The sequence below is a fragment of the Listeria tempestatis genome, assembly GCF_963575625.1.
Taxonomy (GTDB): Bacteria; Bacillota; Bacilli; order Lactobacillales; family Listeriaceae; genus Listeria; species Listeria tempestatis.
Genome location: NZ_CAUYTK010000019.1, coordinates 1 through 25,155, shown reverse-complemented (window position 1 = coordinate 25,155; position 25,155 = coordinate 1). Strand labels below are relative to the sequence as shown.

Below are 25,155 nucleotides of genomic sequence, written 5' to 3'. Positions count from 1 at the left end.
GTCCTATGAATTGATTGGTGAAACATCTGTTTCATCGCTTTTTCATCTTCGTTTTGTTCAGTTTTCAAAGGTCACATCGCCGCTTTCAGCAACTCTTATATCTTACACCAGTCAGTATGTAAAGTCAACACTTTTTTATTTCTAAAAAACTTTTTCAACACTCCATACGTTTGGCTGGAACGTTTATAAATATACCATGTTTCAAAAGGCTTTGCAAGCATATTTACAAAACTTTTTCCTCATAGAAAAATTTGTTTTTTACTGAAAATTAGTTCCATTTCGACTTTAGAAAAAGCTTGTAGCATTAAATGCTACAAGCTTTTTTTAGTCTCTATGTTTCATAGTAGGGAATAATAGAACATCTCTAATTGATGGCGCATTTGTTAATAGCATGATTAAACGGTCCATGCCGATTCCTAAACCGCCAGTTGGTGGCAAGCCTTGTTCAAGCGCTACAAGGAAATCATCGTCCATTTCGTGCGCCTCGTCATTTCCTTGTTCGCGTTCGATTAGTTGGGATTCGAAACGGGAGCGTTGGTCAATCGGGTCATTTAACTCCGAAAAGGCATTTGCGTGTTCCCGTCCGACAATAAAGAGTTCAAATCGGTCGGTGAAACGACTGTCAGTTTTACTCATTTTAGCCAAAGGAGAGATTTCAACTGGATGCCCGTATACGAACGTTGGTTGAATGAGCTTTTCTTCAACGAAAGTTTCGAAAAATTCGTTAAGAATGTGGCCATAAGTCATGTGTTCTGTGATTTCAACATTGTGTTTTTTCGCAAGTTCGCGCGCTTCTTCAGTTGTAGCATTCCACAAATCGACACCAGCATATTCTTTGACCGCATCCGCCATATGGATTCGCGTCCAGCCTGGCGCTAATTTCACTTCATGGTCGCCGTAAGTGACCGTTGTTCCACCTGTTGATTTTTCCGCCACATAGGATACAAGTCCTTCGACTAAGTCCATCACATCTTCAAAATCCTCGTATGCCGCATAGGATTCGAGCATTGTGAATTCCGGGTTATGACGCGTTGAAATTCCTTCGTTACGGAAAACTCGGCCAATTTCGTAGACTTTGTCCATACCTCCTACGATAAGGCGTTTTAAGTGGAGTTCAAGTGCAATGCGCAAATACAAATCCATATCAAGTGCGTTGTGGTGCGTTGTGAATGGTTTTGCTGCTGCCCCACCAGCAACTGTGTGCAAGACTGGCGTTTCAACTTCAAGATACCCTTGCTCATCTAAATAGTCACGAGTATATTTCAGGATTTTACTACGCATAACAAAACGCTTTTGGCTTTCTTCATTTGTAATGAGGTCTAAATAGCGTTGGCGGTATCTTTGCTCAACATCTTTCAAGCCGTGGTATTTATCTGGAAGCGGGCGAAGCGCTTTTGTCAGCATCATAAAATCCGTTGCTTTAACCGAAAGTTCTCCAGTATTCGTGCGAAAAACTGTTCCTTTTACACCGATAATGTCCCCTAAATCCGCTAGTTTAAAGATTTCATAAGTTTCCTCGCCAATATTATCTTTACGGATGTATATTTGAACTTGGTGGAAACGATCTTGAATGTGTGCGAAACCGACTTTCCCTTTTACGCGTTTTGTCATGATTCGTCCCGCGACAGAAACTTCGATATTCGCTTCTTCTAGGTCTTCCTTTGATTTGTCCTTGTATTTCACTTCCATTTCTTCCGGGCTAATGGAACGGACAAATTTTTCACCAAAGGGGTCGACACCGATATTTCGCAAAGTATCAACTTTTTCACGGCGAACGATTAACTGATCATTTAATTCTTCGTGGTTTTCGTGAGTCATATCATGACACTCCTATCCTTTTCATTATAAACAGATGATTTCATTATACGCTTATTTAACCCTATTTTTCCACCCTAATTATAGAAAAAGTTGACACAAATTTGCGTGTCAACTTTTAAAAGCGGAATTAAGAAGGCTTAATGAGGTTCTTTTCTTCATATTGATTTACAAAATCAAGTAAGATTTTTTCCATTTCTACCTTTTCAGTCGCCTGATTCACCGCAACTTTCGCTCGAGTACTACCGCGCGCACCTTTTAAATAATACGCGGCATGTTGGCGAAACTCACGGACAGCGATATTTTCACCTTTAAGGGCGATTAGTCGGTCCAAATGAAGTAATGCCGTTTCAATTTTTTCACGCGGTTCTGGTTCAGGCATGAGTTCCCCAGTTTCCAAATATTTAACTGTACGATAAATCATCCACGGGTTACCAAGTGCGGCACGACCAATCATAACGCCATCAGCACCAGTTTCCTCAAGCATTCTCTTTGCATCTTCTGGCGTTTTCACATCACCATTTCCCATAAATGGAATTTTGATGGCTTTTTTCACATCGCGCAAAATATCCCAATTTGCAACGCCTTCGTACATTTGTACACGCGTACGCCCGTGCATAGCAATTGCCGCGGCGCCGGCGCTTTCAGCAGCCAAGGCATTTTCTACAGCAAAAATATGCTCATCATCCCAGCCAATTCGCATTTTCACGGTAACAGGTTTGTCGATAGCCCCCGCAACAGCTTTTACCATATCATGCACTTTGTTTGGATCAAGTAGCCATTTGGCGCCTGCCTCACATTTAATAATTTTATTAACCGGGCAGCCCATGTTAATGTCAATAATGTCTGCTGTTGTGTTTTCTGCGACAAATTTTGCAGCTTCTACAAGCGTTTCTTTGTCACCACCAAAAATTTGCAAGCTGAGCGGTTTTTCTTTTTCATCTATATAGAGCATATCAATCGTTTTCTTGTTACGGTACTCAATACCCTTGCCGCTAATCATTTCGCAACACACTAGGCCCGCACCAAATTCTTTCACTGTAAGTCTAAAAGCGGAGTTTGAGATTCCGGCCATCGGAGCAACGACTACACGATTTTTAATCTCCACATCACCAATTTGAAACATGCTTTTAAAGCCCCTTTCTCTTTCCTTTTTCATACGCTAGTGTTATGTTAACACAGTTTTAAAGTTTCGCAAGTGCTTTTTTTACCACTTTAGTTGAAAATTTGTTCGTTTGATTCCTTGATTTTCGATTAGTTTTTCAACTAAGTAAGTTTTGGCGACTTTCTCCGCAATTTCTGAAAGAGGCAACATCACAAAGGCTCTTTCCTGCATGAACGGGTGTGGAATTTTAAGTTTTTCCGTGTCCATTTTAACCTCATCATAGAGCAAAATATCGACATCAATGAGCCGCGGCCCCCATTTGAACAATCGAACACGCCCGAGCTCCTTTTCAACATCTAAGCAAACATCAAGGAGCGCCTCGGGGGTGAGGCTTGTCTCAATTTGAGCGGCAATATTTAAAAATATATCTTGATCCTCATAACCGACTGGGTCCGTTTGATAAACACTAGAAACTTTCTCCATGGTGATATGAGGATTTTCTGCCAGCAATTTAACCGCCTGCGCAAGATTTTCCAGCTTCTCGCCAACATTTGAACCGAGGGATAAAAATGCCTGCGCCATTTAATTCACACTCCGCTCACGGTAAATTTCAACCGCAACCGAATGATAGTGCCCCGGAATTGGCGGATTCGGTTTAACAACTTTCACCGTAACAGCATTAAGCTTTGCATAGTCACGTAAAATTTCCGTAGCAATCGTTTCCGCAAGCGCTTCAATTAATTTGAATTCACGCGCTTCTGTAATTTCTTTCACCGTTTCATACACATCCGCATAACTTACCGTATCTTGAACACTATCGGTTACACCCGCTTCTTTCGTTGACAAATGAAGCACAAGCGACACTTGAAAAACTTGACCAAGTTGATTCTCTTGTGGCAAAACACCATGATAACCATAAAAATTTAATTCATTTAAGTATATTTTATCCATTTCCTCACCCTTTTTCGATTTTTAAATCAACATGCCCCATAATGGCATCTGTCATTCTGACCATTCTCGAAATTTCAAACACATCATGCACACGAACAATGCGACAACCTTTCACAAGACCGTACACAACCGTTGCACCAGTTCCTTCAACACGATCATTTACCTCTAGGTTTAAAACTTGACCAATAGTTGACTTACGGCTCGTTCCAAGCAATACTTCATAGCCTAGCGCGACAATTTCATCAATGCGGCGTAACACTTCTAAATTTTGGTCCACCGATTTTGCAAACCCGAATCCCGGATCTAAAATAATATGCTCCCGCCTAACACCCGCCTTCAGGCAAATTGCGATACTTTCCTCTAAGTCAGTTTTTACATCTTCCATAAAGTCTCCATAATTGCGGTCCATCCGATTATGCATTAGACAAATTGGCACATTGTATTTCGCGGCAACTATAGCCATCTTAGAATCTTTTTTTGCTCCCCATTGATCGTTTAGCATATCAGCGCCAGAGAGCACTGCTTTTTCAGCTACCTCACTACGCCATGTATCAATCGATAAATATGTATGTGGAAGAGCCTCACGCAAAGCTTTCATGATTGGAATGACTCGGTTTATTTCTTCACTAATCGACACTTCCAGATGGCCCGGACGAGTGGAAACACCACCGACATCAATTATACTAGCGCCGTCTTCCACCATTTTTTTCGCATGTAAAACAGCTTTCTGCACATCCAAATACGCCCCTCCATCCGAAAACGAATCTGGCGTAATATTTAAAATCCCCATCACTAGACTAGTTTCTGTCTTCTCCCATTTTTTAACCAATACTCTCACCTCTCTTCAATATTATAGCATCAAATTGCCTCCTAGCATTTTCTTTTGTTTGAATGCACATAAAAAACCAACGTGGAAAAGGGAGTAAACCACGTTGGTCAAAAAAGGGAGTTTTGGGATTTTCATTTAAAAGGGGAAAATGAAAATGTTTTGTTTGTTGTTAGCTTATGACTATATATTACCGAGTCTTCCCTAAAATCTACTGTGAGTCAAATGAAAATTCGTTAAGAAATCATATTATTTTTTCTCATTCTAATTTTCGCCAAGTATGTTTGCAAGATTTCAAAAGATTCTTCTTAGAATCCTTTTTGGACATAAAAAACCAGTATGGAAAAGGGAGTAACCACACTGGTCAAAAAGGGAGTTTTGGATTTTCATTTAAAAGGGGGAAAATGAAAATGTTTTGTTTGTTGTTAGCTTGTAACTATATATTAACCAGATTTCCCTAAAATCCTCTGTGAGTCAAATGAAAATTTGTTAAGAAATTCACTTTATTTTTTTGCAATCAAAAACCAATGCGGAAAAAAGGGAGTAAACCGCATTGGCCAAAAAGGGAGTTTTGGATTTTCATTCTAAAAAGGGAAAGAAATGAAAATGTTTTGTTTGTTGTTAGCTTATACATATATATTACTTCTAAAAAAAGTGTTTCTGCTGTGTAAAAGATTAAAAAAAGATTAGAATTTTATTTATTTTTTCACATAAAAAAAAGAGGGGTACACCCCCTCCTCTCTTTCCAATTTGATTATTCATCAAAATTATACAACGCAGTGCTTAAATAACGTTCACCGTTACTAGCCACAACTGCGAGTACTTTTTTTCCTGCACCAAGTTCTTTAGCAAGATCTAGTGCTGCTTTAATTGTTGCCCCAGAGGAAATTCCTACTAATATGCCTTCTTTCTTTGCAACTTCACGTGCAGTTACAAGTGCATCTTCACTGGTTACTTTAAGTATACCGTCATATACTTTTGTATCTAGCGTATCTGGAACGAACCCGGCACCAATGCCTTGAATTTTATGCGGTGAAGGTGCACCTCCACTTAATACAGGTGATTCTTCTGGTTCTAAAGCATAAATTTTAATATCCGGATAATTTTTTCGCAATACGTGTCCAGCTCCTGTAACCGTACCGCCAGTTCCTACACCGGAAATAAACGCGTCAAGTCCTTCTTTGCCGAAAGCTTCGACAATCTCCGGACCAGTTGTTTTCTCATGAATCTGTGGGTTTGCAGGGTTATGGAATTGTTGTGGAATAAAATAACCATGTTCGCTAGCAAGCTCATCTGCCTTTTGGATAGCACCTTTCATGCCGTCTGCACCTTTTGTGAGCACAAGCTCTGCACCGTATGCTTGAAGAAGTTTACGTCTTTCAAGGCTCATTGTGTCTGGCATAACAAAGATTGCGCGGTATCCTTTTGCAGCCGCCACCATCGCAAGACCAATTCCTGTATTTCCACTTGTCGGTTCGATGATAGTATCACCTGGCTTCAAAGCCCCTTCTTTTTCGGCCGCTTCAATCATAGCATTTGCAATGCGATCTTTCACACTGCCACCTGGATTTTGAAATTCTAACTTAACATAAACATCTGCACTACCTTTTTCTGGCAAGCGATTTAACTTTACAATTGGGGTATTTCCAATCAAGTCTGTAATTGAATTCGCAATCTTCATTTCAACACTCCTCCAAATAGCTTTTCTTATACTTTACCTAATTCCGAGTTGTTTTGTCAATTTTAAGAATTGGTTTGGGATTTTTAAAATTCGAAGGAAATGAATTTTTGGCTGTTCACTAATAAAGGCGATACAAAACCTATTATCAAGAAAGTAGACGTTTCTAGATAAAGAAAATATATTCCTGTTTTTACATTAAACTGCATATCCTAGGTAGACTAAACATAAAGTCGATGATTGTTGATTCAAAAAACGCCTCCATTCTGTGAAATGGAGGCGGGGGAAGGCACTTCGATTGTTTTAACTTGATTAGCAATCTCGTGGTAAAGGGTCTTTTTATTTTATTTACTTATCCATCTTATAATTTTTAATCCAATTAAGAACTTCTTTTTTATTCGTGATTAGTTTGATAAAATTTTCTTCATCAAATTGAACTCGAGTATCTTTGATATTAACACCATGAGCCTCACTTAACATATCAATTATAGTTACTTTTCCTTCTGAGCTAGATAATAAATATTGATTACCTTCTAAAAATACACCTTTGTACTCGTTCCCATCGTATAATTCATTACTAAAATTTGCTTTCCTACTAACATCATCAGAAACTACAAAATCTATTGTTTCTTGTAAATTATCTTCATCAATTTCAGAAAGTAAGAAGTCCTCTATTTTAACTATTTGTTGTTTTTTATATGATTGTAAAATATTTGTTATTTGCTTATCGATCACTTTGCTTACCTCCTATTTAAGATTTTGGGACCGGGTAGGTAGTCCACACATTTTTTAATTCATCATAAACTATTTTTATATGTGTTTCTCCTTTGGTTCCAATAACTTTCCCTGTATCAATAATACTAGAAAAAGAATTTTGTCCTTGGCTTCCTATTCCATTTGGTATAGTTTCTATAAGTTTTCCATTTTTTAATGCGTCTTGAACTATTTTATTAGCTTCTTCTGTTGAAGAAACATTAAACTTTCTAGCTCGCTTAGCAGTTGAACTATTCAAATGTTTATCCTTAATTTCAAATTTTTTAATATTAATATCTAATCTTTTTCCAGTCACACTACCTTTCTCAAACGTAACACTCCCCCGCATCGCAGCCACACTCAATCCTAATCCCATCACTGCATCTGTGAGACCACTTTCATCTAACGTTCCCTTCACCGATTGCACGTAAGCCGATGCACGAAGCGTCCCACCAACCACTCCTGAATATTTCGAGCCATCCATGTAATAAATGCCTTTTTTCCAAGATTGATTGATTTTTTCATTTAGGTCTTCATTCGTTATAATACTATATTCACGGCCATCTAAGTATTTTCCAGTCTTCTCCAAGTATTTTTTCAGTGCAGGGTTGTTTACGCCCACCCCGTTTTGCTCCAACAGCCACATCACTTGAGGCTTGCCGTAATTGTCCTGATACACCACGGCCAATATATCGTAATTCTTCAACTCTTCTTGTTTCTTCTCTTCAATTCCTCGGACCGTGTTCAGCCTTTTTTTCAAAGAAGCTAAGGTGTGATCATATCCTTTTGGCGTGGTATAGGTTCCTGTTTGGGCGTTAAACTGCACATCACGAACCAACGTCCGCATCCACTCTGGCTGTAGGAGAAGAGTCTACTTGGGCATGAAAGTCATTCAAATAGCTCTCTAAAAGCTCTTCACTCGTGTTTAAAATTTGGATGAGGCTTGCACAAATTGCAGCATAGTTTTCCTGAAAATAAGCCTTAGACGTCTGAATGGCTTGCCCACTTATCGACGTATCTGCCGCGTACTGGAAAGCCACAACATTCATTTTCTGAATGGACGTTCGCATGGCGGCATTGCTTCTTTTTAAGGAAGCTTGGAAGGCTCGGACTTCTTGAATATCAATACGGCTCATGAAGTCAGCTCCTTCCGTAAGCGCGCTTGTTGTTCTTCGAACTGATTTAATTTACCTTTCACTTGCCCCAGCTCTTCCTGTAAATCATCTGCTTGAGCCTGTAGTTCTTTTTTCCAAGCGCGCTGTTCAAGTTCTTGAACTTCCTCTATGTAAGCTTGAAAACCGCGCGCAGTATCACCTTGCCAGCCCTCGTGAAGCAGGGCTTGTAATTCGATTTGTTCCGCTGTAATCTTCTGATAGTCCACGTCTAACCATTCTTTTTCATATTGCTTTTTCAAAAGGATTTGAAGTTTTTCTTCTTCTTTCAGGGACTTCTTTTTATACGTCTCAAGTGCTTGCGTCCGCTTTTCGTTCACCACATCCATTAGCGCACCTCCAGCTCTTGGATACTTTGGCTAGCCGCCAGATCCATCTCCGTAAACGCTTGTCCCATCTTTTTCAAACGATTTGCATCCTTTTCGACAAGCTGACTCACCAGATCCATCGGTTCAATCGATTCCATGATAGCCGTACGTAAATCATTAATTGAGTTAGCACGAGAATAACTCATATTTCCCGCGCTTAACGGTCGATAGGCCGCCCCGTTTCGAGACGCGGCTAAATCCGCCGCATAGGTCACTAAAATACTTTCTTTAACACGTATTTCTGCCGCTTTCATCCCCTCTTCATTGTCAGTCATCTATCATAAACCTTATGATTGTTTATTATATCACGAAGATACAATTCAGCTAGGTGAAAATGAGCCTATTATCCACCGTTAAACTCTATGAAAGTGGCATACGTTTACATGTCAACACCTAAAAAAGGAGAGTTTTATTTCAAAAAAGTTTGGAACATCAGAAAAAAACCAAAAACCAGGCAACTCTCATTTTTAGAAATGATGGAGTTGCTTGATTTTCGGTTCTATTACTTTTTATTTTGCTTCCTCATACAATTGTTCCAAATCTTCTTCCGAAAAATGATAATGATTGCGGCAAAAATGGCATTCTGTCTCTGCACCGTGTTCTTCCTCAATCATTGCGCGAATTTCATCTTTACCTAGCGAAATAATCGCCGTTTTAAATCGTTCTTTTGAACAGTTGCATTCAAAACGAACTGGAAGCGTTTCTAAGATTTTTACTTTTTCTGCACCGCCCGCAAGAAGCGCAATGATGCTTTCTGGTGTTTCACCGCTATCAATCATGCGTGAAACAGTTGGGCATTTCGCTAAGTTTTTTTCGATTTCTGTAATTAGCGCTTCATCCGCACCAGGCAGAAGTTGTAACATAAAACCGCCGGCCGCTTTGATTGTCGTATCGGGATTAACTAGGACACCTACACCTACAGATGAGTTAATTTGTTCGGAGTTTGCTAAATAATACGTGAAGTCCTCAGCAATTTCTCCTGATACGATTGGAATTTGACCAGTAAAATTTTCGCCGAAACCTAAGTCTTTTACAATAGAAAGCGTTCCCTCTGTTCCAACGCCGCGGCGTACATCTAATTTTCCAGCTTCGTTTAATTCTGTAAAATTTACATGCGGGTTAGTGACGTACCCGCGAACGCCACCTTGCGTATTGCTATCCGCAATAATCGCGCCAATTGGGCCATTTCCCTCAATTTTCGCCGTAATTTTTTGATCTTCTTTTTGCATCGCTCCTAAAAATAGGGTCGCCGTCATTGTACGACCAAGCGCCGCGGAAGCCACTGGCCACGTATCATGGCGTTTTTGCCCTTCGCTCACCGTTTCAGTCGTAATCGCCGCATAAATTCGCACGCGACCATCATATGCTAAAGCTTTCACTAAATAATCGTTCATTTCTTTTCTCCTCTATTTCTCTTATATAATACATGTAGCCCTTTTAGGGTTAAAAAGGGATCCACCACATCGACAAGTGTCGATTTCTCAGTAATCAGACGCGCCAAACCACCAGTTGCGATAACAATTGGGTTCGTTCCGGCTTCTTTTTTCATCACTGAAATAATCCCTTCACATTGGCCGATGAAACCATAAAAAATGCCGGCCTGCATTGAGGTAACTGTCGTTTTTCCAATTACGTTTTGCGAAGCCTTTATATCCACACGAGGTAGCTTTGCAGCGTGATTGTATAACGCTTCAGTCGCCGTCATAATCCCTGGTGCAATCGCTCCGCCCTGATAGGTGCCTTTTTCATCAATGTAGCAAAATGTTGTGGCTGTGCCAAAATCAACAATAATAATTGGACTCTTATATTCTTCAAGAGCTGAAACGGCATTTACAATTCTGTCGGCACCGAGTTCACGCGGATTTTCCACTTTTAAATTTAAGCCCGTTTTAATTCCCGGTCCAACAATAAGCGGATCCACTTGAAAATAGCGTGTACTCATCGTTTGAACGGCATGCATGACTGGCGGAACTACCGAACAAATCACAACATCCGTCACTTGTTTTGGTGATACATCTGCATAGTTTAAAAAGCTTAATACAAAGATACCCAGTTCATCAGCCGTCCTAGCCTTATCTGTCGCAATTCGAAAAGTCCGCTTCAAATCCTCATTGTCATAAATACCAAACGTACAATTTGTATTCCCTACGTCGATGACTAAAATCATTGTCTTCCCACCTTTTTTGCCGCCCCTATTTTGTTCTAAAAGATGACTAAGAAGACACTTAGTCATTCGTCTGATTTTGCGTGCGACATCTTGTTTTGTATAAACACTAAATTTTTCTATAAGCTAAGGACTAAGCGTTTGCTTAGTCCTTTGAATTATTCGTTATCTTTTTTATCTTGTGGTTTTTCGTCTGCACTTTCAGCTTCTTCTGATGTAGTTTCTTCCGTCTTCTCTTCCGTTGCTTCCTCGTGCTTTAATTCCGCTTTTTCTTCTTCAAAAGATTTCGGTTCTTCCTCTTCTTTTTCAGAAGGATATTCTTCAACTGTTAAAGTGTCTGCATCTGGAGGCATCACTCCATCATCAAATAATGAACGAATTTGGCGTGCATCTAATGTTTCCACTTCAAGAAGTGTTTCAGCAATTAGAATATGCTGATCTTTATGTTCTAAAAGAATATTTTTAGCGCGGTCATAACAATAGCGAATGAGACTTTGAACTTCCGTATCAATTTCATACGCAATTTTATCAGAGAATCCTTTATCGCTTCCAAAGTCGCGACCCATAAATACTTGACCATTACCAGATGTGAATTGAAGCGGTCCGATTTTGTCACTCATCCCCCACTCAGTTACCATGCGGCGTGCAATTTCGGTCGCGCGTTCAAAGTCATTACTTGCACCAGTTGTAACTTCACCAAATGTAATTTCTTCGGCAACTCGTCCACCAAGTAAGCCAGTAATTCGGTCAAGAAGTTCTGCTTTCGTCATTAAGAAACGATCTTCTTTTGGTAGCATCACAGCATAACCACCAGCTTGCCCACGTGGAACAATGGTTACTTTATGAACTGTTTCGGCTTCATCAAGAACCATTCCAACAACTGTATGTCCACTTTCATGGTAAGCAACTGTACGGCGTTCTTTCTTAGAAATAACACGATTTTTCTTAGCAGGACCAGCAATAACACGGTCGCTTGCTTCATCTAAATCACTCATATCAATATGTTTTTTATCAGCTCGAGCAGCAACTAATGCCGCTTCATTTAGTAAGTTTTCTAGGTCTGCCCCGGAAAATCCTGGAGTACGTTGCGCAATCGCTTTTAAATCAACACTTTTAGCTAAAGGTTTGTTTCTAGCATGTACACGTAGTACCGCTTCACGACCTTTTACGTCTGGGCGATCAACCATAATTTGACGGTCAAAACGTCCGGGACGAAGAAGCGCTGGATCGAGCACATCGGCACGGTTTGTTGCTGCGATAATGATAATACCTTCATTACCACCGAAACCATCCATTTCAACGAGCAATTGGTTAAGTGTTTGTTCACGTTCATCGTGACCGCCGCCCATGCCAGCGCCACGTTGACGACCAACAGCATCAATTTCATCAATAAAGATGATACATGGTGCATTTTTCTTCGCATTTTCAAACAAATCACGAACACGGCTTGCACCGACACCGACAAACATTTCAACAAAGTCAGAACCACTGATTGAGAAGAACGGTACACCCGCTTCTCCTGCAACAGCACGAGCAAGTAAAGTTTTACCTGTACCCGGCGGTCCAACTAAAAGCACACCTTTTGGAATACGTGCACCCAAATCAGCAAATTTACGTGGGTCTTTCAAGAACTCAACCACTTCAACAAGTTCTTGTTTCTCCTCGTCCGCTCCTGCAACATCTGTAAATCGAACCTTCTTCTTATCGTCATTGTAAAGTTTCGCTTTGCTCTTACCAAAGCTCATCACCTTACCGCCGCCACCGCCTTGCGACTGGCTCATTAAGAAGAAGAACAGGATGATGATAATTAGGAATGGGATAATGGAAGAAAGGAATGTTACCCATCCATTATTTTGTTTCGCTGGGACAACTTCCCATTTTGTATTGTTGCTATCCGCTTCTGTTTGCATGTCTGTTAGTAATGTATCACTACTAAGTGCATACGTTGTGAAAGCAGTGTCACTTTTATTTTGTCCTAAAACTTTTTTATCATCCTCTGATGACTTATCTGAAGATTTAAATTCACCTTCAATTGTATAAACACTACGATCAGGCTGGATTGTAAATGATTTTACATCCCCATCCTCCAGTTTCGTCATAAACTCTGAATAACTAATATCCTTGGCTGCCTCTTTATTATTGTTAAAGGAAGCTACAATTCCAATGATGACTAGGAATATTATGACATAAAATATTGCATTTCTAAAAAATCTGTTCATTCCGTACCTCCTCCCACGTAAGAGCCTGGATTATACTTTCAAAATTGGCTTCAAGGAAACAATAAACTTTCCCTTTTTTTCCGAAAAAACACATCCGAAATTCAATTTCTCTCACGAAGATTCATTTATTAGTAAAGTCATTCCTCAATAGGTATTATGAGCTAAAAAACTAAGATTAATAATAGCATAACGCTAGCTTATTGCCTAATAATTTGCATGTTTCGCAAAAATTTTATTTATCTTCTCTACCTTTTTACTTAACACTTTATATTTTAGCAAAAAAGAGTAGTAAAAGTGAAATTTTATTACTCCGAATAAATTTCGGGTTTTAAAACACCAATGTATGGTAAGTTACGGTATCTTTCAGCAAAATCAAGACCATACCCAACAACAAATTCATTAGGAACGATAAAACCAACATAATCAGCATCAATATCAACATTTCGTCCTTCTGGTTTATCTAGCAAAGTAACTAACTTCACTGATTTTGCTTTGCGATACTTAATTAAATCCACTAAATAGCTGAGTGTTCTCCCGCTATCAATAATATCTTCTACAATTAAAACATCTCGGCCTTCAACAGATGTATTTAAATCTTTAATAATTTTAACTTCACCAGATGAAACCATGCCGTTTCCGTAACTTGAAACATCCATAAAATCCATTTCTAAGTAAGTATCCACTCGTTTAATTAAATCTGTCATAAACGGGGTAGCACCTTTTAAAACGCCAATAACTAGCGGGTTACGCCCCTCATATTCTGTCGTTAACTCAACGCCAAGCTCACGAATTTTCTTTTGAATTTCCTCTTCACTAATTAGCACTTTTTGGATATCGTTATGCATGCTTTTCTTTCCTCCTAAATTCTTGCTATACCTCATAATAAATTGTTTTTTTTCGCGACTTGGTTTTACAACATAACAGGATTCCTTAACACCTGGCACCCACAAAATTTCCCCCGTATTATCTGTTACAACAGGAAGTGTATCTCGTAAGAATTTAGGGATTTTAGCATCAATAAAAATGTCTTTTAATTTTTTTGTCCCGCCAGTCCCTTTTAGCGTCATTCTATCCCCTGGAAGGCGATTTCGAATAACAAGGGGTAAGGAAACGGCTTCAGCATCGATAATAATGCCATTTAAACCCGCCGTTTGAACGACAGAACTTTTTTGTCGCATTTTAAAAACCGAACCGTCTAACATTTCAATCCGATCATTCGGAGCTATCTGATAATAAAATTCCTTTTTCGCCTCTTCTTTATAAAAAAATGCTTCTATTTCATCGTATGTACGCCTCACGATGACGTTTTTCGGCAAATTCAGCGTAGCAGATGGATTACTTCCGTGAATAACATCATAAATCGCATCAATATGGCGTTTCGAAATATCTTGAACGTCATTATTATACAGATATTTTAATAGTAAATGAATTATGCGTCGTTGTAAAGGATTCGCCATATTTTCCACTGCATTTCGCTCTATTTTGACAAATTTTTCTTCTTTTACAGCGATTTTGTCAAATTCTCGCAAAGCCATTACATCTAAAAAGTGAAAATCCTCCCATGTTTCATCTGAAAAAGTTTTAAAGTGCTCAACAATTCCAGCGTTCTCCTTTTTAAGTAGCGGAATGATGTGTTTTCTAAAGCGATTCCGTGTAAAATCATCCATCTCATTAGATTTATCGATAACAAATGGAAGTTTATAGTGCGACGTATAGGCTAAAATATCTTCTTTTGAAACCGACAGAAACGGTCGGATTACGTGCCCACGGAAAAGCTCACGCACTGGCCGCATTCCTGAAAGCCCTGTACTTGAACTTCCGCGAACTAGACGCATTAAAATCGTCTCAACCTGATCATCTGCATGATGCGCAAGCGCAACTTTCTGAATTCCCGACTCCAACATCACTTCCTCAAAAAAACGATACCTAGCTAGACGAGCGGTCTCTTCAATCCCTCGTTTTTCAGAAACAGCAAGCTTTTTAACATCTACATTTTTTTGGATAAAAGTAAGGTTGTGGCTCTCGGCAAAGCGACGAACAAAATCTGCTTCCTCATAAGATTCATCACGAAGCAAATGATTAACATGGAGAACAACAAGTTGGTCTTTTCCTTGGCGGTTCATTAGGAAATGAAGTAACGCCAAAGAATCCGGACCGCCTGAAACTGCGACGAGCAGTTTTTCATTTGGCCGGATTAGGTCATATTTCTCTATTTCATTTTCAACACGCCTCAAAAAATCATCCATGGAAAAAGACCTTTCTTCTTTTTTAATGAGAAAACAAGGATGGGCTTTCACCCATCCTAATTTATTTCTATAATCGATTTAGCCACGACGTGCACCGCGACCCCCACGTTTTGATTCCGTTTGACGTTTAATGGTTGACAGACGATCTTCACTATCTTTCAAAAATTGAGCCATGATATCTTCAAAATCCTCAGTCGGTTTTGCACTTCTTGCCGGTTTTTTATTGAATTTCGGCTTCTTATCGTAATTGCGCTCTGGACGTTCTGGACGATCGACAGCTTTACGAATTGAAAGACCAATTTTCCCGTCATCAGAAACATTCATAACTTTAACTGTAACTTCATCCCCAACAGTCAAAATATCATTAATATCTTTCACATAATTATCTGCAACCTCACTAATATGGACAAGACCTGTTTTGCCACCTTCAAGCTCCACAAACGCTCCAAAATTAGTAATCCCAGTAACTTTCCCTTGTAACTTGTTGCCTACTTCGATCGACATAAAAAAAAGCTTCCTCCTTAAAAATCACTCTTTACAACATTTATTATAACTTTATTTAAAGCCATGTCAAAATAGTTTGCTCCATTAATTTGACGATGTTTTCTTCTCATCATCTTCTGTTGGCGTATTAAAAATTATCTCGCCTTCTTTTGAAAGATAATACTCACTTCTAGCTAGTTTTGCAATATAATCGTCATCATGTAACTTATTAATTTGACCTTTCAAAGCCTTTTCTTCCTTTTTTGAATCAGCGAGCTTTTGCTCTGTTTTTACTTTTTCAGCTTTTTTCTCTTGCAACAACAAAGCCTGCTTTGTATAAGCAAAAAATAACCCACCAAAAATAATGACTAACACGACTACAAGACCCGTGAGCCTTCTAGCTAAGGCAACGCGACGACGATTTTTGATTTTATTTACAGTTTGCGTATCCTTGATATAGCGATTTTGCATACGCGTTACATTTTTTTCATTCTTCATCTATGCGCACCTCCTAGTCAAAGTAAAAAGATTCTCCTAATTGAAATAATAACAATATTTTCCCTGTTTGTCTATTGGTATTCGTGAAATCGACTATTTTTTTATAAAAAATTAAAAACGCGCTGAGATAGAGAAAGATGTTAATTCGCAAGTAATACGAATATCCTTAAAATCTATCCATCCAAAAGCTTAAAAAATATGTTAAATAAAAAAAGCTACGACCAGACAATTGCTTGGTCGTAGCTTTTTTTTATGCTTCTTCATTTCTTGTTTCACTTATAATCGTGTACATTTCCGAAGCAACTTCTTTTTTTGCATTTTCTTCCAAACGATCAATTTTCGCTGTTACCGTTTTCGGACCAAAGCGGATAACAAGCTCATCACCCACTTTTACATTTGTCCCTGGTTTAGCAACAACCCCATTAATTGCAATTCGCCCTTTTTCGGCTACCTCTTTCGCAACTGTACGACGTTTTATTAATCGAGAAACTTTTAAAAACTTGTCTAAACGCATTTTTACACCTCTTTATTTATTTTTTTATTACCTTTTGGCTTAGCCATAATAGTCTGGCTCCAAAGGGTAGATATGTGAAGTCACGGGCAGTGAGCAATTTGTAGCGGAGCGCGAAGATTAAAAATACGCCACCACCAAGTGCTGCACTTAGAACGGCTTGTGCGGCGCTACCGGTTCTTGTAACGGCGGGCGCTAGCCACTCCCACAAAACTGGGAACACACACATCACAAGAAGAGCCCCGCATAAATTAAAAATCGTTTTCCGTTCGAAAAATGGCACATCTGCGTTTTGCTTTAGCGCAAAATAGCAAATCGCTAAAATAACAAAAAGACCAATACACGTGGCTAAAGACGCGCCAAGCGTGGCGTAACGGGGGACGAGAAACGCATTTGCTATACATTTTGTTATCGCCCCAATTAAAACGGCGACAGCAGGAACGGAAATTTTGCCGAAGCCTTGTAAAATACTGCTTATCATAATGATGAGCGAACTTAAAAAGACCGAGGGCATGAAAAATTGCAAGACTAACGTCCCGTCGCTCGTTTCAAAGAGCATCTGGTTGAGCGGGCGCATGATAACGATAAGACCAACTGTTTCTGCGGCTGAAATAATGAGCGTGAGTTTCATGCCAAGAAGCACGGAGCGTTCCAATTTTTTGCGTTCTCCGCTCACTCTTGCCGCAGTGATCATTGGCACAATCGCAAGTGCAAGCCCCGCCGAAAGGACGAGCCCTAGTTGCAAAATTGGTTGCCCTCTATCGTATACCCCTTTAAGCGACTTAGCCACAAGGTCTGGAATGCCACCTTCAATCATGAGACGATACACTTGAAAGGAGTCGAGTAGTTGGAAAATAATTAGCATGGCACTAACTGTACAGATGGCTAGACTTTGAATGAGGAACGCCTTAGCAATTCCTCGCTTTTCAGATTTGTTCGGGAAGCTCCCCCAAACTTTTAAGCCACCTTCGGAGAGTCTTTTCTTATGAAAATGCCTTAAAATTAAGACGGCAACGAGCCCACCGAAAAAGGCTCCGCTCATAGCCATGCTCCCGGCCGTATAAAGGCTTTGACCGCTTGCTACTGCAAGCCATGCCCCAATGATGATGATACAAACGCGAATGAGTTGTTCGATGGTTTGTGAGATGGCAGTTGGCACCATATCATCTTGCCCTTGAAAATAGCCTCGCAAAAAAGCGAGCTGTGGAGTGAGCAGAAAAACGAAACTCACGGTTTGAATGAGTGGCGCAAGTTGTATGTCCCCCATCATATTTGCAATGCCATACGCGAAAGCAAATAAAAATAGAAACAGTGCAATGCTTACTACTCGAAGCGTTCGGTAAATAGATTGCAAAATGATTTGTTGTCGCCTTGTATTCCCTTCTGCTTCAGCCATCATTTTCGATATAACTACCGGAAAGCCCCCTAACGCAAAAGTCATCGCAATCCCGTAAAACGGATAGACTTGTTGGAAAATATAAAAGCCGACGTCGCCGACCATGTTTTGAAATGGCACACGATAAATTGCGCTTAAAATTTTGGAAATTAGCGAGGCAATTGTGAGCCACATGGCGCCGCGCATTAAGTTTTTAATCGAGCGTTCTGACATACTATGCCGCCTTTCTGCTACATTTCCCTTTTAACTTTAAACTTCACTCGGCTCTTTTAAAGCGGTTTTTAAGTTTTCAATAATAGACTTCACCGCATATAGCCATTCCTGCAAACTCTTGTTTTGTACGTTCATCGTGAGTTTTAGGCAGGTTCCTTCCATACCAACACCAACATTTCTCCCGTATTCCGAAATCACTTCCATCACCTTGTCGCCGCGAATATTCGTCGTTCCTTTTTCTGAGAAGAGAATCGTAATTTTTTTCGCTTCTTCCTTGATTAACTCCACCCCAACAAGAAGCGCATGCACGCGAAGCTCTGTCACAGTAAACAAATACTCCACTTCTTCTGGATATTCCCCAAAACGATCCATCATATCGCTTTTCAGCGATTCGAGCTCTTCCACATCTAGGACATTTCGAAAGCGTTTATACATTTCAATTTTCTGCCTGCTATCTGTAATATAGTATTCCGGAATATAGGCATCGACTTGAATATCGATTTCAACAGGTGCAACTGGTTCATGTTCTTCCTTCGGACGGCGCGCTTCAATCGCTTCTTGTAGCATTTGCGAATAAAGATCAAATCCAACCGAATCAATAAAGCCGTGTTGCTGCGCCCCTAGTATATTCCCCGCACCACGAATAGATAAATCGCGCATGGCAATCTTAAAGCCTGAGCCAAGTTCCGTAAATTCCTTGATCGCCTGAAGACGTTTTTCGGCTTCTTCACGTAAAATCTTATCTTTTTGATACATAAAATAGGCATAGGCGATACGGTTCCAACGTCCAACCCGCCCGCGTAATTGATAGAGCTGTGAAAGCCCCATATGATCAGCGTTTTGGACAAATAACGTGTTGACATTTGGAATATCCACGCCCGTTTCAATAATCGTCGTTGTCACTAACACGTCATACTCCCCTTCAAGGAAGCTTAAAATGACTGATTCTAGCTCAGACTCCGTCATCTGGCCATGCGCTACTGCTACACGCGCATCTGGAACGAGCATAGAAATTTCATCTGCTTTTTGCAAAATGGATTCAACGCGATTATATAAATAATAAACTTGCCCCTCGCGTGCTAGTTCTCGTTCGATGGCCTCACGAATTAAAACATTATTTTGTTCTGTGACATACGTTTGAACTGGAAAACGGTTAGCTGGCGGCGTTTCGATGACCGATAAATCGCGCACACCGAGCATAGACATGTGTAGTGTCCGCGGAATAGGTGTCGCCGTCAATGTTAGCACATCAATTTTAGACCGAATTTGTTTAATTTTTTCCTTGTGCGTCACACCAAAGCGTTGTTCCTCATCGACGATTAGAAAACCTAGGTCGCGATATTTCACATCTTTTGAAAGAAGGCGGTGTGTTCCAACAACAATATCTACTGTTCCAGATGCTAAGCCTGAAATCGTTTCGTTTTGTTGTTTTCGCGTTCTAAAACGGCTTAACAACCCAATATTAATTGGAAACCCTTGGAATCTCTCTTTCATCGTTTCAAAATGTTGTTGCGCCAAAATGGTTGTTGGCACTAAAAATGCAACTTGTTTGCCGTCCATGACCGCCTTAAACGCCGCACGAAGCGCAACTTCCGTTTTTCCGTAACCAACATCCCCGACAAGAAGCCGGTCCATTGGGCGAATGCGTTCCATATCGTGCTTAATTTCTCGAATCGAACGAATTTGGTCTTCTGTTGGCTGGTATGGAAACGAATCCTCGAAGTCACGCTGCATATCGCTATCTGGACTAAACGCAAAACCTTTCTCTGCCTCACGTTCTGCGTAAAGCTTAATCAAATCATCGGCAATATCTTGCACGGACGCCTTCACTTTTGTTTTGACGCGCTTCCACTCTGAACCACCAAGCTTATTTAATTTCGGTGCTTTCCCCTCAGCCCCTACATACTTTTGGACTAAATCAAGCTGTTCCACAGGGATAAACAGTTTATCTTCACCTTGGTAAACCAGTAGCAAATAATCCTTATGAACTCCGCTAATTTCGAGCGTTTCCATGCCGACGTAGCGGGCAATACCATGGTTGACGTGAACAACATAGTCGCCAACTTTAAGTTCTGAATAACTTTGAATTCGTTCAGCGTTTGAAAGTTTCTGGCGTTTTTTTATTTTTTTCGTCTTTTTATTAAAAAGTTCTGTTTCGCTAATAATGGCTACTTTAGCAAGTGGCAATTCAAATCCATTTTGGAAAGAACCAATGACAAACTGAACAACTCCGTATTTTGGAACGTCTTCTTCGCGCGTTAAAATAACACTTTCCATGTCATAGTCCGCTAAAGTTTGCTGCATTTTAGTTGCGCGTTCTACGGAAGGCGCCAAAATGACAACCGCATAATTATTTTTGTGCCAGCTATCTAATTCTGTTTTTAAAACAGGCATTTGCCCGTGAAATTGTTGCATTTGTTTATAAACTAAATTGGTTGTTTGCGAAACGCGCATGGCGCTATGCGCTTTTTGGAAGAGCGTCAAATAAATCTTCGGCGTGCGCACGTTTTCCATCAATTCTTTAAAGTGATGACCCAATTTGATGTCGCGAATTGTTTCTAGCCGACTAAGCGTTTCCGTATGCCATTCTGCTTCTTCCTTTTCTAGGCGTTCATCGGTTTCTTGAATGCGTCCATACTCATCTAAAACTAACAGCATATCCTGTGTTGCGTAATCAAGGAGCGAGGCGGGATCTGGATAGGCTAGTCCGATATATTTAAAAAACATATCCGGCTTTATCCCCGAACGCAGTAGTTCTAAATCCGTTTCAATATTTTCCATTAAGCCTTGCTTATCTTCTTCATTTTTCATATTTTTGAGTGTTTCTGCAAGACCTTTTTCAAGGCGCGTTACAATATCTGGAAAATAAGCTTGCTCAAGTAAAATTTCTGTTGCGGGCAAGATACGAAATTTCGCAATTTTCTGGTTGGAACGTTGCGTTTCAACATCAAAGTAGCGCAGCGAATCAATTTCTGTATCAAAAAGTTCAATACGGATGGGGAATTCTTCTGTAATTGGATAGACATCGATAATGCCTCCGCGAATGCTAAATTCTCCGGGTGTATTAACCATTCCACTCATCGTGTATCCCATTGTCACAAGGCTTTCTTTTAATTGTTCGGGATCAATTTCTTCTCCTTGTACGATTTGTAGATTGTATTTTTTCCATAACGAAACGGGCGGAAGTATTTTTCGGAGCCCTGCTACAGGCACGACTAGAATTCCCGGTTTTTCCGAAAGAAGAAAATCAAGTGCTTCTACGCGTTGTCCGCGAAGTTCTGGGCTTGACACGCTTAATTCGGAGGAAATGAGTTCGTCTGCTGGGTATAAAAATAGTCTATCACCATCGATTAAAGTGAGCAGATCGTCGTATAGTTTTTGTGCGTGATACAAATTATGTGTGACGAGCAATGTTTGTTTTTGTGTGGCACTTTCAAGTACACTCGCGAAAAGTGCGCGCGATGATCCTGATAATCCTGTTACAAGTTGTGATTCTTTTTTATCGTTAACCGCACTAATAATCTGGCGGATTTCTTTTTGTTCAAAAATTAATTGCTTTAAACCTTTCAAAGCTAACCTCTCCTCTTCCTATCTTCAATTGCCTAATAGTCAGAAAATTCCTTCTTTCCAACACGAGCAACTAAGCACGCATAAGCAAGTTCTTTATCTGCTCAGCATGCTTAGTTATAGCGATTCATTACATCTATAAACGGCAATTTAGTCGCATCTTCAATAGCATCCGCACTTTTTTTAATAGCCGCAATGATATCAGGTTGTTCTATTTTTTGAAAATCACCGAGCACATAGTGAATGATTTCTCCTTTTGGCGGTCGGTCGATTCCCACGCGAATTCGGTTAAAATCTTGTGTCTTTAAGTGCTGAATCAACGAGCGCATCCCGTTATGTCCACCTGCACTCCCTTTTTGTCGCAGTCTAATTTTCCCAACTGGCAAATCCAAATCATCATATACAACAATTAAGTCTTCTATAGCAATTTGATAATAATCCATTAGCGGACGAACGCATTCACCAGATACATTCATAAATGTTAGTGGCTTTACAAGTAGCACTTTCTCACCATTTATGATGAGCTGACTTACCATACCATTAAATTTCGAACTTTTCCAAGGCACACGAAAACGATAGCTGATTTCATCAACAACCATAAAACCAACATTGTGTCTTGTTCGCTCATATTTTTTTCCTGGGTTACCCAGTCCAACAATCATTTTCATTCATTTATTCTCCTATGCACACGAAAACCACTTCATAAATGAACTGGTTTCACTAGAAAGTTATTGCCTAAATTATAACATGCACTTTCAAGTTTTAAAAGTTTTTCATACAGCTACGTATAATTCTTAAATCACTAGCTTAATTACGACCCTAAAATAGATAGATGACGGACAACTGAACATTTATAAAAAGCACAAGGGTTCAAAAACCTTGCGCTCAGCTTGAAGAAAAACTTAAAATTTACACAAAACGAAACGACCCACGCAAAATCAGACTGCTGACAAATGGTGAAATTCTAGGCAAAGCCGAGTACCGAAGCGGAACGTACTCGAGTACGTGAGCATCGGAACGGAGGGTTTAACGACGAAGATTGCCGTTTATCAGCAGTCTGAGCGCAAGGGTTCAAAAACCTTGCGCTTTTCTTCATATGTTTTATTCAACTGGTTCTTCGGCTGATCCGTGAGCCGCTTCTGGTTCCGCAACTTCTTCGCCAGCTGTTGTTTCGACTTCTGTACGCGGTGCGGCAATGGTTACTACAGCTTCTTCCACGTCTGTTTTAATTTCAAAGTCAGCATTTTTAGGAATATCGCCTACTGTTAATGAGTCACCAATTGCTAATTCTGAAATGTCTACTTCAATTGCTTCTGGAAGCTTATCTGGCGTTGCGGCCACCGTCACTTCGTAGAGGACTTGTTGCAAGACGCCGCCTTCTTTAACCCCAGAAGATTGTCCAACTAAATCAACGCGTACTTCCGCTTCGACTTCTTCGCTCATGTTTACAGCTAAGAAATCAACATGGATTAGTTCGTCTTTTAGTGGGTCTATTTGATATTCGTGTAAAAGAACATTTAATTTTTTTCCATCAATAGTTACCGAGAATACAGCATTTCGCCCGTGTTCTCGAATCGTTTTAATTAACTCAAGGGAATCAACTGAAATTGTAATATTTTCAGATTGATAGCCATAGATAATTCCTGGAATACGACCTGCCACACGGATTTCTGTCACTTGCGAATGTTGTTTCGTATCTCTTTTTTGAACTTCTAAATTAGTTGCCATAAAAAATTCACTCCACTCATTCATTTTGTATTCTACAATAACTATCTTTACCCTACTAGTAAAAGTTAAAACAATTAGAAAGGCGCTTTAAACCAAGTTTTTCAGCAAACAAGGTTTACTTTCTTTCATAAAAGGTAAACAGAAACTAGCGTGAAATTTAGTTATCATACTTCAATTTTAGCGCAATCCGGTGTATTTCTCAAAAAATTACTGCGCTAATTATAGAAATATTTGGAATGGAAGAGCTTCCAAACTGTATTATAGCGTTTACATTAATTCATTAGTACAAATTTCCAAATTAAGGACGTTCAGGGTTTCACAATGTATAATAAAGTGTTATACTGTATTAGTAAAAAGTTTGCTAAGGAGGAAATTTTATTATGAAAGACCATCAAAAAATTATTTTAGTCGGCGACGGAGCTGTTGGTTCTAGTTATGCATTCGCGTGTGTCAATTTAAATATCGGTCAAGAATTCGGTATTATTGACATCGATAAAGACAGAACGATTGGAGATGCCATTGATCTAAGTCATGCCGTTCCTTTTTCCGCACCAAAAAAAATCTATTCCGCTAACTATAGCGATTGCCACGATGCAGATTTAGTAGTTGTCACAGCTGGTACAGCTCAAAAACCGGGCGAAACACGTCTTGATCTAGTTAATCGTAATATAAAGATTATGAAAGGAATCGTAGATGAAATCATGGCTAGTGGCTTTGACGGAATTTTCCTAATTGCCTCAAATCCAGTTGATATTCTTACTTATGCTACTTGGAAATTTTCCGGTCTTCCAAAAGAACGCGTTATTGGTTCCGGAACAAGTCTTGATACAGCTCGTTTCCGCATGTCTATTGCTGATTATTTAAAAGTAGATGCGCGTAATGTACATGGGTACATTTTAGGTGAACACGGTGACACAGAGTTTCCTGCTTGGAGCCACACAACTGTTGGCGGACTTCCCATTACAGAATGGATTACAAAAAATGAACAAGGCGCAATGGATACGATTTTCATTAGCGTACGTGATGCGGCCTATGAAATCATCAACAAGAAAGGAGCCACTTTCTACGGAATTGCAGCGGCACTAGCGCGTATCTCAAAAGCGATTTTAAACAATGAAAATGCGATTTTACCACTTTCTGTATATTTAGATGGGCATTACGGCTTAAATGACATCTATATCGGTGCTCCTGCAGTTGTTAATCGCCAAGGCGTGCGCCATATCGTTGAAATGAAATTAAATGATATAGAAAAAGAGCAAATGCGCAACTCGGCTGAAACACTGAAAAAAGTTTTAGATGACGCAATGAAAGAAATTTAATTCAATAACCATCACACACAAAGAGGCTGGGATATAACTCCCAGCCTCCTTTTTTAATATATTAGCATGTTTTTAATGCGTAAAGGCCAAAAAAATTCACAAAGTAGTCACAATTTGAAAGCAGTTCGAATGGTATACTAAAA

Annotated in this window: 23 protein-coding genes; 1 reads left to right on the top strand and 22 read right to left on the bottom strand. The window is 39.7% G+C overall.

Going from position 1 to position 25,155, the window contains the following annotated elements:
- Positions 1-324 precede the first annotated feature (324 nt).
- The 22 genes from lysS to R8923_RS13970 form a co-directional block, all read right to left on the bottom strand.
- Positions 325-1,818: a lysine--tRNA ligase gene (gene lysS, locus R8923_RS14075; protein WP_485873392.1), complete on the bottom strand. Its 1,494-nt coding sequence runs from the start codon at positions 1,816-1,818 to the stop codon at positions 325-327.
- A gap of 127 nt (positions 1,819-1,945) precedes the next feature.
- Positions 1,946-2,941, bottom strand: coding sequence for a tRNA dihydrouridine synthase DusB (dusB, locus tag R8923_RS14070; protein ID WP_485873391.1), 996 nt, complete (start codon positions 2,939-2,941; stop codon positions 1,946-1,948).
- 81 nt (positions 2,942-3,022) lie between these two features.
- Complete coding sequence (gene folK / locus R8923_RS14065) at positions 3,023-3,502, bottom strand: 2-amino-4-hydroxy-6-hydroxymethyldihydropteridine diphosphokinase (RefSeq protein ID WP_485873390.1); 480 nt, start codon at positions 3,500-3,502, stop codon at positions 3,023-3,025.
- A complete protein-coding gene (gene folB / locus R8923_RS14060) occupies positions 3,503-3,871 on the bottom strand; it encodes a dihydroneopterin aldolase (protein ID WP_485873389.1) in 369 nt (122 codons plus the stop codon).
- Between the two features lie 4 nt (positions 3,872-3,875).
- Entirely contained in the window at positions 3,876-4,661 is a 786-nt protein-coding gene (folP, locus tag R8923_RS14055; protein WP_485873393.1) for a dihydropteroate synthase, read from the bottom strand.
- A 790-nt stretch (positions 4,662-5,451) separates the two neighbouring features.
- Positions 5,452-6,378 carry a cysteine synthase A gene (gene cysK, locus R8923_RS14050; protein WP_485873388.1) on the bottom strand — a complete coding sequence of 309 codons (927 nt, stop codon included), beginning with the start codon at positions 6,376-6,378 and terminating at the stop codon, positions 5,452-5,454.
- 345 nt (positions 6,379-6,723) lie between these two features.
- A complete protein-coding gene (locus R8923_RS14045) occupies positions 6,724-7,110 on the bottom strand; it encodes a hypothetical protein (RefSeq protein ID WP_485873387.1) in 387 nt (128 codons plus the stop codon).
- A gap of 16 nt (positions 7,111-7,126) precedes the next feature.
- Positions 7,127-7,966: a hypothetical protein gene (locus R8923_RS14040; RefSeq protein ID WP_485873386.1), complete on the bottom strand. Its 840-nt coding sequence runs from the start codon at positions 7,964-7,966 to the stop codon at positions 7,127-7,129.
- Positions 7,956-8,264, bottom strand: coding sequence for a T7SS effector LXG polymorphic toxin (locus R8923_RS14035; RefSeq protein ID WP_485873385.1), 309 nt, complete (start codon positions 8,262-8,264; stop codon positions 7,956-7,958). Before R8923_RS14035 ends, R8923_RS14040 begins: the two co-directional genes overlap by 11 nt.
- Positions 8,261-8,629, bottom strand: coding sequence for a hypothetical protein (locus R8923_RS14030; RefSeq protein ID WP_485873384.1), 369 nt, complete (start codon positions 8,627-8,629; stop codon positions 8,261-8,263). The genes R8923_RS14035 and R8923_RS14030 overlap by 4 nt, the downstream gene beginning before the upstream one ends.
- Positions 8,629-8,943: a DUF3130 family protein gene (locus tag R8923_RS14025; protein WP_485873383.1), complete on the bottom strand. Its 315-nt coding sequence runs from the start codon at positions 8,941-8,943 to the stop codon at positions 8,629-8,631. The genes R8923_RS14030 and R8923_RS14025 overlap by 1 nt, the downstream gene beginning before the upstream one ends.
- 234 nt (positions 8,944-9,177) lie before the next feature.
- Positions 9,178-10,062: an Hsp33 family molecular chaperone HslO gene (gene hslO, locus R8923_RS14020; protein ID WP_485873382.1), complete on the bottom strand. Its 885-nt coding sequence runs from the start codon at positions 10,060-10,062 to the stop codon at positions 9,178-9,180.
- Positions 10,059-10,835 carry a type III pantothenate kinase gene (locus R8923_RS14015; protein ID WP_485873381.1) on the bottom strand — a complete coding sequence of 259 codons (777 nt, stop codon included), beginning with the start codon at positions 10,833-10,835 and terminating at the stop codon, positions 10,059-10,061. Before R8923_RS14015 ends, hslO begins: the two co-directional genes overlap by 4 nt.
- Positions 10,836-10,990: 155 nt before the next feature.
- Positions 10,991-13,051: an ATP-dependent zinc metalloprotease FtsH gene (ftsH, locus tag R8923_RS14010; protein ID WP_485873380.1), complete on the bottom strand. Its 2,061-nt coding sequence runs from the start codon at positions 13,049-13,051 to the stop codon at positions 10,991-10,993.
- A 305-nt stretch (positions 13,052-13,356) separates the two neighbouring features.
- Entirely contained in the window at positions 13,357-15,297 is a 1,941-nt protein-coding gene (gene hpt, locus R8923_RS14005; protein ID WP_485873379.1) for a hypoxanthine phosphoribosyltransferase, read from the bottom strand.
- A 78-nt stretch (positions 15,298-15,375) separates the two neighbouring features.
- Positions 15,376-15,801, bottom strand: a complete 426-nt coding sequence (locus R8923_RS14000) for a S1 domain-containing RNA-binding protein (RefSeq protein ID WP_485873378.1) — start codon at positions 15,799-15,801, stop codon at positions 15,376-15,378.
- An 84-nt stretch (positions 15,802-15,885) separates the two neighbouring features.
- On the bottom strand, positions 15,886-16,278 hold the full coding sequence (locus R8923_RS13995; protein WP_485873377.1) for an FtsB family cell division protein: 393 nt from the start codon (positions 16,276-16,278) through the stop codon (positions 15,886-15,888).
- Positions 16,279-16,528: 250 nt separating this feature from the next.
- Positions 16,529-16,792, bottom strand: a complete 264-nt coding sequence (locus R8923_RS13990) for an RNA-binding S4 domain-containing protein (protein ID WP_485873376.1) — start codon at positions 16,790-16,792, stop codon at positions 16,529-16,531.
- Positions 16,793-16,808: 16 nt separating this feature from the next.
- Positions 16,809-18,398 carry a putative polysaccharide biosynthesis protein gene (locus R8923_RS13985; protein WP_485873375.1) on the bottom strand — a complete coding sequence of 530 codons (1,590 nt, stop codon included), beginning with the start codon at positions 18,396-18,398 and terminating at the stop codon, positions 16,809-16,811.
- Between the two features lie 36 nt (positions 18,399-18,434).
- Positions 18,435-21,968 carry a transcription-repair coupling factor gene (gene mfd, locus R8923_RS13980; protein ID WP_485873374.1) on the bottom strand — a complete coding sequence of 1,178 codons (3,534 nt, stop codon included), beginning with the start codon at positions 21,966-21,968 and terminating at the stop codon, positions 18,435-18,437.
- 110 nt (positions 21,969-22,078) lie between these two features.
- On the bottom strand, positions 22,079-22,633 hold the full coding sequence (gene pth, locus R8923_RS13975; RefSeq protein WP_485873373.1) for an aminoacyl-tRNA hydrolase: 555 nt from the start codon (positions 22,631-22,633) through the stop codon (positions 22,079-22,081).
- Positions 22,634-23,066: 433 nt separating this feature from the next.
- Positions 23,067-23,693 carry a 50S ribosomal protein L25/general stress protein Ctc gene (locus R8923_RS13970; RefSeq protein ID WP_485873372.1) on the bottom strand — a complete coding sequence of 209 codons (627 nt, stop codon included), beginning with the start codon at positions 23,691-23,693 and terminating at the stop codon, positions 23,067-23,069.
- Between the two features lie 380 nt (positions 23,694-24,073).
- On the opposite strand from R8923_RS13970, the gene R8923_RS13965 reads away from it, so the two are divergent.
- Positions 24,074-25,012 carry an L-lactate dehydrogenase gene (locus tag R8923_RS13965; RefSeq protein ID WP_485873371.1) on the top strand — a complete coding sequence of 313 codons (939 nt, stop codon included), beginning with the start codon at positions 24,074-24,076 and terminating at the stop codon, positions 25,010-25,012.
- The last annotated feature ends 143 nt before the right edge of the window (positions 25,013-25,155 follow it).

Bases quoted from the DNA above. Each gene is read 5' to 3' on its own strand.
- lysS (WP_485873392.1), bottom strand. From the start codon at position 1,818: ATGACTCACGAAAACCACGAAGAATTAAATGATCAGTTAATCGTTCGC.
- dusB (WP_485873391.1), bottom strand. From the start codon at position 2,941: ATGTTTCAAATTGGTGATGTGGAGATTAAAAATCGTGTAGTCGTTGCT.
- folK (WP_485873390.1), bottom strand. From the start codon at position 3,502: ATGGCGCAGGCATTTTTATCCCTCGGTTCAAATGTTGGCGAGAAGCTG.
- folB (WP_485873389.1), bottom strand. From the start codon at position 3,871: ATGGATAAAATATACTTAAATGAATTAAATTTTTATGGTTATCATGGT.
- folP (WP_485873393.1), bottom strand. From the start codon at position 4,661: ATGGGGATTTTAAATATTACGCCAGATTCGTTTTCGGATGGAGGGGCG.
- cysK (WP_485873388.1), bottom strand. From the start codon at position 6,378: ATGAAGATTGCGAATTCAATTACAGACTTGATTGGAAATACCCCAATT.
- R8923_RS14035 (WP_485873385.1), bottom strand. From the start codon at position 8,264: ATGAGCCGTATTGATATTCAAGAAGTCCGAGCCTTCCAAGCTTCCTTA.
- R8923_RS14030 (WP_485873384.1), bottom strand. From the start codon at position 8,629: ATGGATGTGGTGAACGAAAAGCGGACGCAAGCACTTGAGACGTATAAA.
- R8923_RS14025 (WP_485873383.1), bottom strand. From the start codon at position 8,943: ATGACTGACAATGAAGAGGGGATGAAAGCGGCAGAAATACGTGTTAAA.
- hslO (WP_485873382.1), bottom strand. From the start codon at position 10,062: ATGAACGATTATTTAGTGAAAGCTTTAGCATATGATGGTCGCGTGCGA.
- R8923_RS14015 (WP_485873381.1), bottom strand. From the start codon at position 10,835: ATGATTTTAGTCATCGACGTAGGGAATACAAATTGTACGTTTGGTATT.
- ftsH (WP_485873380.1), bottom strand. From the start codon at position 13,051: ATGAACAGATTTTTTAGAAATGCAATATTTTATGTCATAATATTCCTA.
- hpt (WP_485873379.1), bottom strand. From the start codon at position 15,297: ATGGATGATTTTTTGAGGCGTGTTGAAAATGAAATAGAGAAATATGAC.
- R8923_RS14000 (WP_485873378.1), bottom strand. From the start codon at position 15,801: ATGTCGATCGAAGTAGGCAACAAGTTACAAGGGAAAGTTACTGGGATT.
- R8923_RS13995 (WP_485873377.1), bottom strand. From the start codon at position 16,278: ATGAAGAATGAAAAAAATGTAACGCGTATGCAAAATCGCTATATCAAG.
- R8923_RS13990 (WP_485873376.1), bottom strand. From the start codon at position 16,792: ATGCGTTTAGACAAGTTTTTAAAAGTTTCTCGATTAATAAAACGTCGT.
- R8923_RS13985 (WP_485873375.1), bottom strand. From the start codon at position 18,398: ATGTCAGAACGCTCGATTAAAAACTTAATGCGCGGCGCCATGTGGCTC.
- pth (WP_485873373.1), bottom strand. From the start codon at position 22,633: ATGAAAATGATTGTTGGACTGGGTAACCCAGGAAAAAAATATGAGCGA.
- R8923_RS13970 (WP_485873372.1), bottom strand. From the start codon at position 23,693: ATGGCAACTAATTTAGAAGTTCAAAAAAGAGATACGAAACAACATTCG.
- R8923_RS13965 (WP_485873371.1), top strand. From the start codon at position 24,074: ATGAAAGACCATCAAAAAATTATTTTAGTCGGCGACGGAGCTGTTGGT.